The following is a 13589-nucleotide window of genomic DNA, read 5'->3' as shown; positions in this document are numbered from 1 at the left end:
CTGATGGAAATCATTGAGCAAGTTGCGGCTCTGTCCCATTCTTCTTGAGAGAGGAATCAACAGAACAGAACACTCTAGCTTGATCATGACCCCGGCATGCTCGCTCAGCGTACGAAACGCCACCTTAAAATGCCCAGTCTCCGGTGCTGGAGACAAGTTGTCCCACCCACAACAAAACATAGTTGCGGTTGCGCAGGAGCGCGCTCACACTCTATCGGCTTTCCAGTCAGCGGGACGTCTGGCCGACAGCAGGCGGGCCGAATGCGGTGGCATTTGCTTGAGCGTGATCTCGCCATCGTGCAGGCCGAGGTCAGCACCGCTCCATATGTCGGTCAGCTGCCAGCTACTGCTCAGGGGAACCTGTAAGTCGCGCGGATCATCGTCCCAGTTGAAGAGGTAGAGCCGCAGCTCGCCATTCACCTGGGTGCGCCCGATACACTGGCTCAGATCATCGAAACGGGCAGGCCGGCCAGTGGGCGGCAACAGCTGCCCCAACATGTTCCACTGCTCGTCTGAAAGATTCTCTACCCGATCTCCGGATAGCACCATGCCACCAGAGGCTGCGATGGCGGTGGCATGAAAAAGGATCTCGTCTGGCGTCAGCGTGCTTCCATTCTGGTTGGTCAGGACTACGCAATCTGGATCGTTGATCCATAGTCGTCCGTGCTGCCAGTTGCGCCAGAAGGTTTCTCGCGCGACCGTCTCGACGGTCGACCAGCGGCGGGCGATGTCCCCTGAAACGCGCATAGCGTGGACGGTGCCGAGCGAGGCCCATAGCGGTGCGTTGCAGCCCAGGATCAGGCTGTCATCGCCTGCGCCCCGCTGGAGCGCGGCCATACCCTGCCGGTATGCCTCGATGCGCGTGGCGGCCTGATCGTAGCGTCGTCCGCCCGGCAAGGCGCCCCAGGTGAGGGCGTCGAGCTTGAAGTAGCGGCAGCCCCATTCCTCGCGCATGGTGCGAAACACACGCTCTAGATATGCCTGAGCGCCTGGATGCGTGCCGTCCAGCATATACCAGGGAGGCTTGCGCCAGCCTCCAAACGAAATAGCGGCTGAAGAAAGGGGCTGGCCCGCGTCGTCCTGGACGAACCAGTCGGGATGCTCTTTGAGCACCTGGGACTCCTGTTCGGCGATAAAGGGAGCAACCCAGATGGCCGGCTCAAACCCATGGGCATGTATCCCGCGACATAGCGCTTTGACGCCGCGTGGGAAACGCGTGCCCGGCGTCAGCCAGTCACCCATGTAGCGCTGGTAGCCATCATCAATCTGGATGTATTGTAGATCGGGCAGCGCGGTCCCAATCGCGCGCATAGCCGCCTGGATATTCTGCTCACTGACTTCTGGACCATAACCGTACCAGGAGCACCAGCCGGTGGGTATCCCAGGCCACGTCAGGCGAGGATGGTACTGCTGGATACGCTCCGCCAATCTAGACAATAGCTGCTCCCGATCGGCGCCCATGCCGCACATAAACTCTTCCAGGTTCCAGCGCTGGCCAGGGGCCAGGACCAGCCCTTCAGTCTCCATCACCACTTCAATAGAGCCGGGATTGACACGGAAGAGGCCGCTAAAGCGGCGACAGGAGGTGAAGGCCAGCAGCAGGTGACGCGCAGGCTCAATCTGGAACGTCACCAGGTTATAGGCAGTGAAGAACTCTGGAAGTTGCTCGAGTTTATAGTGCTCGTGGTCGCGATAGCTACCAATGGAACGTGGTTGTTCCAGGCTCCCATTGGTCTGAGACAACATCTGGTACCCTTCGCCATACCATGCGCAGTCCGGGCTCAGGTCGAAGTCGCCATGAAATAAGACCACTTCCCGCACGCGCACGGGGCTTGCATTCTTATTTGTCAGGGTAACCTGGCAGATGTCTTGCTGCCAGCTACGAGACAACTGCATGTTAGCCGCCAGCTCTTCACTGCTCCCAGGCTCAAGGCGTACACTACCCTGCATACCGCGAAGGAATGTATTCTCCATCGTCACTCCTTTGTCCCGTAACTGTCATCTCTCTACAAACAATGCTACATTATATGGCTACGCCGACGCGTTCTTTGATCTCTAGCAGATGCTCCCACTGGTGTTCCAGCATGCGCCGCATCACCTTGCTGGCAGTCTTGATCTGCTGACCATGTGTCGACTGCCGGGCCTGCTCCTCCGCTGGCCATGTGCGAATCTTCTCCAGCTCACGCGCACGCACATATTCCATCCAGTCCAGCAACTCAGCGCGCTGCATCGTCTCCACCGACCCCGGTCCCTTCACCCCATCCAGCTTGCCAAAATAGCCTCGGATGTACGCATACTCGGCCCCAAAGATATGCTGCAGAATCGACCGGATGCTGCGACCCTTCGCTGGCTGCTCAGTCCATTGCTCATCGCTCAACCCATTCACCACGTTTAGCAGCTCCGCACGGATACATTCAGCGCATCGGATATATCTCTCGCGCTTCTCGGCCGTCAATGGCTCCAGATCCGATGGAAACAGCAAACCTGGATCACCGTTGCCCAGCCAGGAACCCTCAGTGATATGCTGAGCAACCTCGATCTGGATATCTTCAGGGCTATCAACTGCTATGTCATGGCGTTGGAGCAGGCGCAGATAACCCTGGATAATAGAGGGCGTACGCTGCAAAGCGTCGGCAGTCGTCGGGCCGGTCACAACACAACCAGGCAGGTCAAGCACATGGACCATAGTCTTCTTCTTCTGCGGCCCCGACTCCAGGTAGAGCGGATAGATCATCGCGACACTCTCTTCTAAACGGCTAAAACGTGATCAATACATATGTTCACACTGTACCTGTATGGCCGACCTGTGTCAAGCTATTGCGGAGAAATACGCCCAAAAATGATCGAGCATCTTACACTCCTCGATGACAAACGCCCCCTATAGGTTCGGAGCTTGCCTCCGATTAGCCCCACCGTTTGTGGGGCCCTGTATCCCTATGACGGAGCTCCTCTCTTGTCAACCATCTTCCACCACGCGGTGCCCAAAAGCGATCTTCGCTTTTGGGCACCGTGTCACGCCACAAGCGACCGAACGACGAACGAGCATGCCGGGGGCATGATCATAACACCGGGCCACCAATCGGGCGCAAGGCCCGAACCTATGGGCGGGCGGCAAGCGGGCGCTGAGGCCCGCACCTACGATATGAACTCTATTTGATGGCTTCAAAGGTCACGGGGCGGATCGGTTTGAGGTTCGCCTCGATCTCTTTGCGATACGGCTCCAGGAATGGCGGCAGGGCCAGCAACTCGCCCAGGTGCTCGGGATCTTCATCGCTGGTGAAGCCTGGTCCGTCGGTCGAGACCTCGAAGAGGACGCCGTTGGGCTCCCTGAAGTAGATGGCGTGGAAGTAGTAGCGCTCGATGACCGGGGTTACGTTGCGTACGACTTCGGCGATGCGGGCGCGCCACTGCTCGTGCTCTTCGTTGTTGGGAGTGCGGAAAGCGACGTGATGGACACCACCGATGCCCGGGTTGCCCCGGTACAGGGTCGGGCGCACATCCAGGTGTACTTCGGCGCCAGGACCACCAGGGCCGACCTCAAAGACGGCGACGGTGTTCTGCTCTTCGGACTGATAGCTATAAGCTGGTCGAAAACCCATGGTTTCGGTCAGTAATCTGGCGGTTGGGGCCAGGTCGCGGATCATCAAGCGTACGCCGTACAGTCCGTGGATGCCCATTTCGGTGGGCACCGGACTCTTGGCCCAGGGCTTACCACCCATGCGACCCTCGTCGTCAACCAACTCCAGTCGCTGTCCCTCGGGATCACGGAAGGCCAGGTAGGCTTTGGCCTGTTCACCGCGCTCCTGAATGCCGTCATGAGACACGCCGAACTCATCGAGACGTTTGACCCACCACTCTAGCGCCTCGCGCCCGGTCACGCCCAGCATGATGGCCGAAATGGTGCCAACTCCCGGACGATTCGGGCCGGACTGCGGCCAATCGAAAAAGGTTAGCTCGGTACCGGCGTGCCCGATCTCGTCGCCATAGAATAGATGATAGGCCGATACATCGTCCTGGTTAACGGTTTTCTTGACGAGGCGCATACCCAACACCTGCGTATAAAAAGCAATATTCTGCGAAACGTTGCCAGTAATGGCGCTGATATGATGGAGTCCACCTAATTGCATAGTCATTATCCTTGAGAATACCTGTAATTGACTGACTACTCTATATTGAGTTTACTTCTAAACTTACAAACAAAAAAAAGAGTGCTTTTAATCCAACGAGTGATCCAACTTACGCAAGAGCAACAACAGCTCGTTCACTTCGTCGGGGGTAAGGCCGTGAAACTGGCGCGCTATCAGTTCTTCCTGGGCGGGCACGACACGCTCATAGAGCTCCTGTCCCTTTGCGGTCAGACTCAAAATATTGCTGCGCCGTTCCTGGCTGCGCGTCAGCAGTCCCTGTTTCTCCATGCGATCCAGCAACTGCGAAACGTTCCCCTTGGTGACCAGCAGGCGATCCGCCAGCTCCTGCTGCGTAATTCCTCTGGCCGCCCCCACCTGGGCCAGAATATCAAACTGGGCCGTACTCAATCCCCACGACCGCAGAAACACATCTGACGCCCGTCCCACCTTCTGAAAGATACGCGAAAGTCGTAGCCAGGCGAACACTGCCGATCGAAGCATCTAGCGTAGCCTCCTTTCATCACTACTCATAGTTTAGCACTAAACTTACCTGGCGTCAAGACCACACCAGGTAAAAGCCGAACAAGATAAGTATACGCTTTTGGCTTCTATGACCCACTTCTGCTATACATGGGCTGTTTTGTTGCCAGTGCGGGAAGACTCTGTTACAGTTTTCTTGTTCCGGGTGGATAGGTCGCGGTGAGCAATAGCTTTTTATAGCATGCACGAGAGATTCATGTAGTGCAAAACCTGGAAGGAATGGTTATGTTAATCAGGCGCCTTTTTTCTCTGGTTGTCGTCTCGCCGGTCTTGTCTGTAGCCGCCGGGCCGCAAACGTGGGTCCCAAAAGTACAGTGGACTTTTAAGGCTGGCATCAGTACTTTCTTGCTTGCCGGTCTACTTACATTATTGACGACCTCCCTGGTCGGGGCGCGACAGTCGTATCGCTCGTGGCGCTTACAGGAGTTGCGGCGTATTCGCACCAGTGGCCTGGTAGCAGCGACCAGTGCGGGACCCGTCGAGTACCAGGTCAGTGGTCAGGGGGTGCCGGTAATCTATGCCCATGGGACGCCCGGGGGCTACGACCAGGGACTCGCCTTTGCACAATTTTTCGATCCGGAACAGTGCATGATGATTTCGCCTTCGCGACCCGGTTACCTGGGTACTCCACAGAGCTCTGGCGCCTCACCAGAGCAGCAGGCTGATATGTATGCGGCCCTGCTCGATGAGCTAGGGATTGAGCAGGCCAGCGTGATCGGTTTCTCAGGCGGTGGACCTTCCGCGATCCAGTTTGCCCTGCGCCATCCTGAGCGCTGCCGCAGCCTGGTGATGATCGGCGCCATCGTGCAACGCTATTGTCCCGCCGAGAGCCTGCTACTGCTGCCCGCATGGAAACGCTATCTGCTGCAGCGGGTCGAACACCTGCTGGTCTCCGACCTCTTCCTCTACTGCATCCTCCCCTTTATCCGCCTCCTGCCAATGGGACACGTCATGGCGGGCATGCTCTGCTCGGGCACCATCTACCATCTGCGCGAGGCTGGCTATCTTAACGATCAGCACTACTTCGCGGCCATCGAGCAATATCCACTCACACAAATCAAGGTCCCCACGCTGATCGTCCACGGCACCGACGATGAAGATGTGCCCTTCGAGGATGCCCGACTGATGGCACGCTCCATCTCTCGCGTCACGCTGGTCGCGCTCAGCAAAGGCAACCATGCCTCCTTCTTCATCCGCGCCCGAACCATCATCCCGATCATCCAGCGCTTTCTCACCCAATCCCACGCAAATACGCTTGAGACGGAATCCATAGTGCTGACGTCGCAAAATAGATGAGAATAGAAAAAGTCGGCGCAACCTCCCATAGGTTCGGGCCTTGCGCCCGATTTCCCTTTTCACGCATGAACACCTTCCCTCGTAGGTTCGAGCCATGCGCCCAATTTCCCTTTTCACGCACGAACACCTTCCCTCGTAGGTTCGAGCCATACGCCCAATTTCCCTTTTCACGCACGAACACCTTCCCCCGTAGCTTCGGGCCTTGCGCCCAATTTCCCCCTATGGCCAACCAGCTCCTGGCGCGGGCGCATGGGTGATGAGTACCTGGCCCGTGTGTGCCTGGTCCATCATGTGTTCAAAACCATGCCACTCGGCGGCCACCATAAACAGCGCTTGCCTATCTCCCCCGCCGAGCATGCAGGCGAAACAGCCACGATCGAGTTGGATCGTCTGTACTACCTCTCCACCTTCTCTCACGCGCGCACAACACTTACCAGGAACAGACGCATACCAGACAGCCCCTTCAACATCGAGACAGATGCCATCCGGAGCAAGGCCCTGGAGGTCGGCCCATACGCGTCGATTCGACAGGCGACCATCCGCGTCGATATCGAAAGCTGTCAGCCTGGTGGCGTAGGACTCAGCAACGATCAGTGTCCTGTTATCGGGCATCACGACCATACCATTTGGAAACGCGAGGCCATCGGCCACCTGGCGCACCGTCCCATCGGGTGTAACCAGTGCGATGACTCCGGGAGCGTCAAAGGCGCCACCGTTGACGTAGATGTTGCCGCGCCCATCCACGACGATCTCGTTCCAGATGGAGGCAAGGCTCGAGAGGGTAGCATGGGTCACCAGTTCCCCATCGGGCTCCCGGCGCAAAAGAAGTCCCTCGCGTCCCGAGACCACGAGCAGGCGCCCATCGGGCAGCCAATCGATGCAAAAAGGAAGCGTGGTCGGCACGCGCACGACTACCTCGCTCTTGCCTTCCAGATCAACGGCAACAACCTCATTCGTACCCCAGTGGGAAAACCACAGACGGCCCTCGTGCCAGCGCGGCGACTCACCAAACGCGAGCCCACTCAACAGGGTTTGCACCTCAGACATGTTGAAGTTCCCTTTCATTACGCGTTTTTCTGCAGGTTCAATTGCCATGAAACGCCATATTTATCGGCAAGCCAGGCAAACTTGCCGATACCTGGATATTCGCCCAGCGGCATAAGCACCTGCCCCCCTTGCGATAACTTCTCGAAGTAGCGCTCGATTTCATCATCAGTTGTACACGTGACATACAATGAGATGGCTGGAGTAAAGGTAAATTCGTGCTTCGTGCTACTATCGATACACATAAACACCTGCCCATAGAGTGAAAATGTAGCGTGCAGCACGCTCCCCTCAGCGCCCCCTTCGTTGGCTCCATAGCGCCGGATACTCAGTATTTCAGCCTGGTCAAAGGTAGCAACATAATAATTCATGGCCTCTTCAGCCTTACCATCGAACATCAAAAATGTGGTAATCTTTTGCTGCGCATTTTCCATCAAGAGCACTCCTTTGCGTATGCTCGATCCGCCAATAGATTATTTGTAGCGTCTACGCATCGCTTCGCTACCAGCGTGTTGTCCATTCATACTCCTTATAATGGACAAACCGAAACGCTACAGATAGCATAACATGCAGAAGCGGAGCAAAACTTCTTCCATCTTGCTCTTTTCCAGGGTGAATACATATTATTGGCAAATGAATAAGTGCTAGCAGCCAGCACGCGCCTTCCATTTGTTGGTCCAGCGGCGCGCGGGGGCAAGTTCGTGTGGCTGCTGCTTGTAGCGCGGCGCCAGGTCATGCTGCATGATAGTTCCGGCCCAGGCATAGAAGGCGGCCATCTCATGTAAACTTCCGCCTGCGCGCTGATAGCCGATGCGCCAGGCCAGGGCGAAGATGCTCAGGGCCAGCCACTGAATCAGAGGTTTGCGCACCAGGGGATCGACGCGCAGGATAGAGATGGTGCGCGCGGCATCGGCCCGTGGATCACCGGCGCGCGCGTTCGTCCAATCGACAATTCCAGTAATCTGCTTGCCGTCGGTCAGGACGTTGCGCAGATGATAGTCCAGGTGCAACAATGCCTGCCTGCCAGAGGATAGCTGACGCAGACGATCTTGCAGGACCGGTTCGTCTGCGCCATGCCAGGCAAGCCATGCCTCCGACTGCTGGCGATGCAGAGCGGGAGCTGGCACCGCGTTGATGGCGGCTTGCGTGCGGCCAAACGCGATGCCCAGCGACCACAGCCGCCAGGGTCGCGCACGTAACTCGTCCTCCAGCGTGCGTCCGGACAGCCAGCTAATCAGCAATGCTGGTCGATCCTGCCAGATACCTGCCCTATGCACCTCGGGCACCGGCAGACCCGCCGCATGGGCAGCCTCCATCACTATCCGCTCGTGCTCACAATCCTCATGCGCCCCGCTCCGAAACACCCGCAACGCATACGTCTGACCCTCATGCTCCACCCTCCACATCGCCATATCGAACCCGCCCCGCAAAGCGCTCACCGTAGGCGTCCCACTCACCCCCAGCGCACGCAGAACCTCCAACACCGGCAACTCAGATAGCATCATGCCCGACTCCTAACAATAGCTTATAGCTCAGGGGACTGTGACCTGAGACTTTGTCCCCTACACCAAATGCAATAATAAATAAAAACAACGAAGCAAGCGTAAGCAACAAGAAACACGAGATCCATAGGTTCGGACCTTGCGTCCGATTTCTCCCTCCTCACACGGAACGTTCCCTACCGGATGCGATCTTCGAGGTGAAAAACCAGATGTATGAAATGTATTGCTCCTTGCGGGAGATTTTATCTCTCATGCTTGAAAAAGAAACAATAATAACGATAGACTCGGACTAAATCGCTCCACAATTTAAAGTATTGGGCCTTGCTCTGGGCGCCAGGAGAGAGGATAGCGCACGGCGCGGCCCGCTGGCAGACGGTGCCGGGCGAGGCGCTGCAACTCTTTGATGGCGTCCTCGGCCATTGTAGCTATAGGAATTTGCAGGGAGGCAATGCCCAGGGCGGGATCTTCGGTCATGGGCAGGCCATCAAAGCTGACCAGCGGGCTCTGCTCTAAAGGAATGCCTTTACCCAGCAGGCCGGTGCGCACACCCAGAGCCAGCCAGTCGTTGGTGACGATGATCCCTCTCCGGGCACTGGTCTGCGTCTCCGCCAGTTCGCGACCCATCTGCAAGCCTGCCTGATAGTTGAGCGAGCAGCTGCGGAAAGCGATCTCGCTACCGGCTTGCTGTGCGGCCTGCTGCGCTCCCTGCCAGCGTTCCCACGAGGCGCTGACCTCCTGCTTACCAATGAAGAGTAGTTGCTGGCAACCAGCGCGCAGCAGAGACGCGGCGGACTCCGCCCCGGCTTCGCGGTCGGCGGTTTGCAAGATGCTGACGCGCGCATGGGACGTTACTTCGCTGGTCAACAGCATGCAGACTATAGGAATTCCAGGCGCGCTGATGCGTTGGATAAGCGCCTGCCCGGCCTGCCCGATCAGGATTGCTCCGTCTCGCAGGCGCAGCGGAGCTTGACCGCTGCTACTGATGCGCTCAATGCTGCACTGCATGTGCTCGGCCTGGATGCTGGCCAGCAACTGGTCCACCAGCAGTGAGATGAAAGGGTCGTCGCCCAGCTTGAGGCTGGCGTCGATCAGCAATGAGATTGAGCGCAACGCTGGTCCCGCCTGCACATTGACCGCATAGGTGCCGCTACCCTGGCGCCGTTGGACGCTGCCCTCTTGCTCCAGAATATCCAGCCAGGCGCGCAATGTTGGTCGCGAAACCTGGAGTTGCTCGGCCAGCTCGCGCTCGCCAGGCAGACGCTGCCCCGCCATGCGGCCGACAAGTTCCCGTAATGCGCTGAATTTCTCTTCCATATGTCTTGACATGCCTCAATTATACATGGTAAGTAATTACCATAGCAAGCATATTGGATAAATTGGTAAACAATTGGTAAACAAGGAGAGGACAACAATGGAGACAGTGCAGCGCCTGGTGCTTCTGCCGGAGGAGCCCATCGGACAGGTCAGCCCCTACATTCACGGTCAGTTCTCTGAACATCTGGGGGATTGTATTTATCCGGGAACGTTTGTGGGCACAGAGAGTCCGCTTCCTAATACGCGCGGCATTCGCCAGGATGTGCTGGAGGCACTACGACCGCTGGAGATTCCGGTCTTGCGCTGGCCCGGTGGCTGTTTCGCGGATAACTATCACTGGCGCGATGGCATTGGTCCGCGCGAGCAACGCCCGACACGTGTCAATACCTACTGGGGCATGGCCGAGGAGTCGAATGCTTTTGGGACGCATGAGTTTATAGACTTCAGTCGTCAGCTGGGAGCCGAGCCGTATTTCGCGGGCAATGTTGGCTCGGCCGCTCCCTCTGAGCTGCGCGATTGGGTGGAATACTGTAATTTCGCGGGCAACTCGTCGCTAGCGGACGAGCGGCGTGCCAATGGCTCGGCGGATCCATTCAAGGTGCAGTTCTGGGGCATCGGCAACGAGAACTGGGGCTGCGGCGGCAACATGAGTCCTGAGGAGTATGCGGCGGCCTTTGCGCGCTATCGCACCTATGTCTTCAACTATCCTGGTAGCGAGGTTCAGGCTATTGCCTGCGGACCCAACAGCCACGATTTTGCCTGGACGCGCCGCTTCTTTGATGCGATGAAGAACCACCATACCTCGTGCCGCCTCAAGCAGGTGCAGGGCTTTGCGGCCCACTACTACTGTGGTACCACCGGTTCCTCAACTGAATACACCGATTCGCAGTGGCTGGAGCTGCTGGCCCGTGGCTATGCCATCGAGGGCATCGTGAGCGGCCATCGCGCGATCATGGATGAGTTCGATAAAAATCGGCGCGTCAAACTGATTGTGGATGAATGGGGTACCTGGCATCCTAGCGGACCCGGAGGAACCTCGCTGGAGGGCTTCCATGGTATCTATATGCAGCAGAATACGCTGCGCGATGCCTGCGTGGCCGCGCTGACGCTGGATGTCTTCAACAACCATGCCGATATCCTGTATATGGCGAATATCGCCCAGCTGATCAATGTACTGCAGTCGCTGCTGCTGGTCGAGGATGATAAGTGTATCAAGACGCCAACCTACCATGTCTTCGACCTCTACAAGCCGCATCGCAACGGACAGGCCATTCGCGTGATCTCGGAGGCCGAGACCATCAGCCACGGAGAGGCTTCCGAGGAGCATTGCCGCTCCTGCTATACCGATCAGCGCACCCTCGATCTGCAGGCGGTCCATAGCTCGGCCACCATCAAGGATGGCGTGCTGTGCATGACGGTCGTCAATACCCACCCGACCCAGCAGGTCGAGCTGGATGTGGAACTGCGGCAGGCCAACTGGTCGGAGCTAGAGATGGTGACACTGACCGCCGATGACATTCATGCCTGCAATACCTTTGCGCAGCCCGAGCGCGTCAAGTTGTCGGCCCCACAGCGTAGCAGCAACGGTGGCAAACATACCCGTATCCAGCTACCAGCCGCCAGCGTGGTCCGCGTCATGGGCACCCTGCACGCATAAAAATCGTTATAGGTGCTGGGCTTGCCCCAGCTTGCCCCACCGTTTGTGGGGCCCTGTTGATCATGTCCCCGACATGCTCGTCGTCGCCGCTCGGTACCTCGTAACATCACACCTCTGCCCACGCGGTGCCCAAAAGCGAACCATCCTTTTGGGCACCGCGTGGGGCGACATGATAATGAAAAGCGGAGCCGCGTCGCAGGGACACAGGGCCGCCACTCTGCGGAGGGCGGCAAGCGGGCGCTGAGGCCCGCACCTACGGCAGATCGAGCTCTTTGGCCATCACGATATTGGTGGCCACATAGCCAAGTTTCTTGTACATTTCCAGGGCGGCGTGATTGTGTCCGAAGACGTGTAAGCCGATCCTGTTGAGTCCGAGCTCGCGCACATTCTTCTCCATCTCGCGGAAGGCTTGCGAGCCATAGCCCTGGTGACGGTAAATCTCTTCGATGCGTATGTCATAAACAAAGGCGCTGCGCCGACCTGCGCGCTCCTCAACCGCAAACCAGAGCATGCCCACCTTGCGTTGCTGGTCGGGGTCAATGATGGTAAAAAGGTATTGATTCGACGAAGCGACCCCGGCGGGCAACAGCTCGACATACTGCTTTTTGGCCTCCGTCAGCGCCTCCTCCTGTGACCAGCGCCCGCTCTTCACGTGCTCCTGCGCATAATCGGCCACCGAGAAATCCAGGTAGCGCTGAAAATCTTCCTCGTTCATCGGCTCTAAAATAATCATCGATGCCATCCTTTCTTGTTGTCTGTGCGGACCTCGCGGCCCGCTTTTCCCTCCGCGATGCGGCGCATTATTTCAGCAGGAATTGCAGGCCATTGGCCAGGGAGCCGCGCCAGCACGCATAATCATGACCACCAGCGAACTCGGCATACTGCAGGTCGTAAGCTTTGTCCTGCAAGACGTTGCGCATATGCCGGTTGGAGAGTACCATAGCTTCATATGGCTCAAACAGGCCGACCTCCAGGTAGAAGCGCAGTGGCAAGCGTTCGCTCGTGAGAAACTGCTGTACCAGCCACTCAGGCATGGGATCTTCTGGATGATCTTTACCCCACCAGTAAGAACCGGATTGCGATAGGACGTTGCCAAAGACCTGGGGCGCCTGCAAGGCGGCGTAGGCCGAGGCCAGACCACCGTAGCTGGATCCTGCGACGATGGTACGAGCGGGGTCGCTGGTGACATGATAGTGCTCGCGCACCCAGAGCAATAACTCCTGCGTCAGAAAATCAACGTGTGGCGCATAGCAGGGCAATTCGCGGTTGCGAGTCTCCTGATTCAAGCTATCGGGTAGCACCACGACCAGCGGTGGGATCTTGCCGGCATGCAGCAAGTTGTCGATGATCGTGGGGGTCGGCACCAGGTCAATATAGGCCGGACCATCAAAACATACCATCAGCGCGTAAGGCTCGTGCTCCACGCAGTAGCCCGGCGGCGTATACACCCAGACGCGGCGCTCATTGTTGAGGATGGCGCTCTCAAAACGCCACATCTTCACTTTACCGGCCGGCACATCATCATGTTGAACAATCCAGGGCTGGGCAGGTGCATCCGGCAACTCGAGCAACGACAAGATCTGTAGAAAATCGTCTGGATCTTCTTCGTCTTTGAAAGACGTCAACTGCCGCGCATTGAGCGGATCTGGCTGAAAGCCGCGAATGCGCGCCCGGTAATCGGTCACATCCTTAAACGGCACCAGTGAGTCATTGGGAGAAAACTGGTATACTGAGCGTAGATCTGAACGCAGTCGATAGGTTTTATACCAGAGATCGCTCTCCAGTAGACGCTCCAATCGATGACCCTCGATCTCGGAGTCCGCTGTGTATCTCGCAAACAAAACGACATTGCGTGTCTCCGCCGTGCCACGCCACACGAAAGTCACCAGGCGCTGAGTGGGATCATCATCGTGGGCAGGCTCGATCAGTGGTGTTTGCTGTTCCTCGGCTTCTCTCCAAAACGCAGCCAGGGCTTCACTGTTGCCAGCTTCCAGCTCGCTCTGCAATTGAGTAATACGCGGACTTCTATCTTCAGGCATCATGCCACCTTTTCTACTAAGGCGCTCAACCATAAGCGCCATACAGCACCTATCTATAATCGAAAGCTCT

12 protein-coding genes are annotated in these 13589 nt (G+C 57.4%); 2 read left to right on the top strand and 10 right to left on the bottom strand.

Going from position 1 to position 13589, the window contains the following annotated elements; translation table 11 throughout:
• Positions 1-204: 204 nt before the first annotated feature.
• The 4 genes from JMI88_RS18920 to JMI88_RS18905 form a co-directional block, all read right to left on the bottom strand.
• Positions 205-1974: a glycoside hydrolase family 36 protein gene (locus JMI88_RS18920; protein WP_201363498.1), complete on the bottom strand. Its 1770-nt coding sequence runs from the start codon at positions 1972-1974 to the stop codon at positions 205-207.
• 49 nt (positions 1975-2023) lie between these two features.
• The gene (locus JMI88_RS18915) at positions 2024-2734 is read right to left on the bottom strand and encodes a DinB family protein (RefSeq protein WP_201363497.1); all 711 of its coding nucleotides are present in this window, start codon (positions 2732-2734) and stop codon (positions 2024-2026) included.
• Between the two features lie 415 nt (positions 2735-3149).
• A complete protein-coding gene (locus tag JMI88_RS18910; protein ID WP_201363496.1) occupies positions 3150-4127 on the bottom strand; it encodes a ring-cleaving dioxygenase in 978 nt (325 codons plus the stop codon).
• A gap of 87 nt (positions 4128-4214) precedes the next feature.
• On the bottom strand, positions 4215-4628 hold the full coding sequence (locus tag JMI88_RS18905; protein ID WP_201363495.1) for a MarR family winged helix-turn-helix transcriptional regulator: 414 nt from the start codon (positions 4626-4628) through the stop codon (positions 4215-4217).
• Positions 4629-4892: 264 nt separating this feature from the next.
• Here JMI88_RS18905 and JMI88_RS18900 point away from each other — a divergent pair, with 264 nt between their 5' ends.
• Positions 4893-5963: an alpha/beta fold hydrolase gene (locus tag JMI88_RS18900; protein ID WP_201363494.1), complete on the top strand. Its 1071-nt coding sequence runs from the start codon at positions 4893-4895 to the stop codon at positions 5961-5963.
• Between the two features lie 219 nt (positions 5964-6182).
• Here JMI88_RS18900 and JMI88_RS18895 read toward each other — a convergent pair whose 3' ends face one another.
• From JMI88_RS18895 to JMI88_RS18880, 4 genes are all read right to left on the bottom strand, one after another.
• Positions 6183-7010: an SMP-30/gluconolactonase/LRE family protein gene (locus tag JMI88_RS18895; protein WP_201363493.1), complete on the bottom strand. Its 828-nt coding sequence runs from the start codon at positions 7008-7010 to the stop codon at positions 6183-6185.
• Between the two features lie 17 nt (positions 7011-7027).
• Positions 7028-7441, bottom strand: a complete 414-nt coding sequence (locus tag JMI88_RS18890) for a VOC family protein (protein ID WP_201363492.1) — start codon at positions 7439-7441, stop codon at positions 7028-7030.
• A 210-nt stretch (positions 7442-7651) separates the two neighbouring features.
• Positions 7652-8512: a phosphotransferase family protein gene (locus JMI88_RS18885; RefSeq protein WP_201363491.1), complete on the bottom strand. Its 861-nt coding sequence runs from the start codon at positions 8510-8512 to the stop codon at positions 7652-7654.
• Positions 8513-8815: 303 nt separating this feature from the next.
• The gene (locus JMI88_RS18880) at positions 8816-9823 is read right to left on the bottom strand and encodes a GntR family transcriptional regulator (RefSeq protein WP_201363490.1); all 1008 of its coding nucleotides are present in this window, start codon (positions 9821-9823) and stop codon (positions 8816-8818) included.
• A 97-nt stretch (positions 9824-9920) separates the two neighbouring features.
• Here JMI88_RS18880 and JMI88_RS18875 point away from each other — a divergent pair, with 97 nt between their 5' ends.
• Positions 9921-11480 (top strand): alpha-N-arabinofuranosidase, encoded by a 1560-nt coding sequence (locus JMI88_RS18875; protein WP_201363489.1) that lies wholly within the window; start codon positions 9921-9923, stop codon positions 11478-11480.
• Positions 11481-11733: 253 nt separating this feature from the next.
• Here JMI88_RS18875 and JMI88_RS18870 read toward each other — a convergent pair whose 3' ends face one another.
• Both JMI88_RS18870 and fes read right to left on the bottom strand, forming a co-directional pair.
• Entirely contained in the window at positions 11734-12213 is a 480-nt protein-coding gene (locus JMI88_RS18870) for a GNAT family N-acetyltransferase (protein ID WP_201363488.1), read from the bottom strand.
• A gap of 67 nt (positions 12214-12280) precedes the next feature.
• A complete protein-coding gene (fes, locus tag JMI88_RS18865) occupies positions 12281-13522 on the bottom strand; it encodes an enterochelin esterase (RefSeq protein WP_236022964.1) in 1242 nt (413 codons plus the stop codon).
• Between the last annotated feature and the right edge of the window lie 67 nt (positions 13523-13589).

This window comes from Dictyobacter formicarum (assembly GCF_016587435.1).
Note: the sequence above shows the minus strand (reverse complement) of the source record. Positions and strands in the feature narration are given on the sequence as shown.

Excerpts from the sequence above, each read along its gene's own strand:
- JMI88_RS18920 (WP_201363498.1), bottom strand. The coding sequence starts at position 1,974 with ATGGAGAATACATTCCTTCGCGGTATGCAGGGTAGTGTACGCCTTGAG.
- JMI88_RS18915 (WP_201363497.1), bottom strand. The coding sequence starts at position 2,734 with ATGATCTATCCGCTCTACCTGGAGTCGGGGCCGCAGAAGAAGAAGACT.
- JMI88_RS18910 (WP_201363496.1), bottom strand. The coding sequence starts at position 4,127 with ATGCAATTAGGTGGACTCCATCATATCAGCGCCATTACTGGCAACGTT.
- JMI88_RS18905 (WP_201363495.1), bottom strand. The coding sequence starts at position 4,628 with ATGCTTCGATCGGCAGTGTTCGCCTGGCTACGACTTTCGCGTATCTTT.
- JMI88_RS18900 (WP_201363494.1), top strand. The coding sequence starts at position 4,893 with ATGTTAATCAGGCGCCTTTTTTCTCTGGTTGTCGTCTCGCCGGTCTTG.
- JMI88_RS18895 (WP_201363493.1), bottom strand. The coding sequence starts at position 7,010 with ATGTCTGAGGTGCAAACCCTGTTGAGTGGGCTCGCGTTTGGTGAGTCG.
- JMI88_RS18890 (WP_201363492.1), bottom strand. The coding sequence starts at position 7,441 with ATGGAAAATGCGCAGCAAAAGATTACCACATTTTTGATGTTCGATGGT.
- JMI88_RS18885 (WP_201363491.1), bottom strand. The coding sequence starts at position 8,512 with ATGATGCTATCTGAGTTGCCGGTGTTGGAGGTTCTGCGTGCGCTGGGG.
- JMI88_RS18880 (WP_201363490.1), bottom strand. The coding sequence starts at position 9,823 with ATGGAAGAGAAATTCAGCGCATTACGGGAACTTGTCGGCCGCATGGCG.
- JMI88_RS18875 (WP_201363489.1), top strand. The coding sequence starts at position 9,921 with ATGGAGACAGTGCAGCGCCTGGTGCTTCTGCCGGAGGAGCCCATCGGA.
- JMI88_RS18870 (WP_201363488.1), bottom strand. The coding sequence starts at position 12,213 with ATGATTATTTTAGAGCCGATGAACGAGGAAGATTTTCAGCGCTACCTG.
- fes (WP_236022964.1), bottom strand. The coding sequence starts at position 13,522 with ATGATGCCTGAAGATAGAAGTCCGCGTATTACTCAATTGCAGAGCGAG.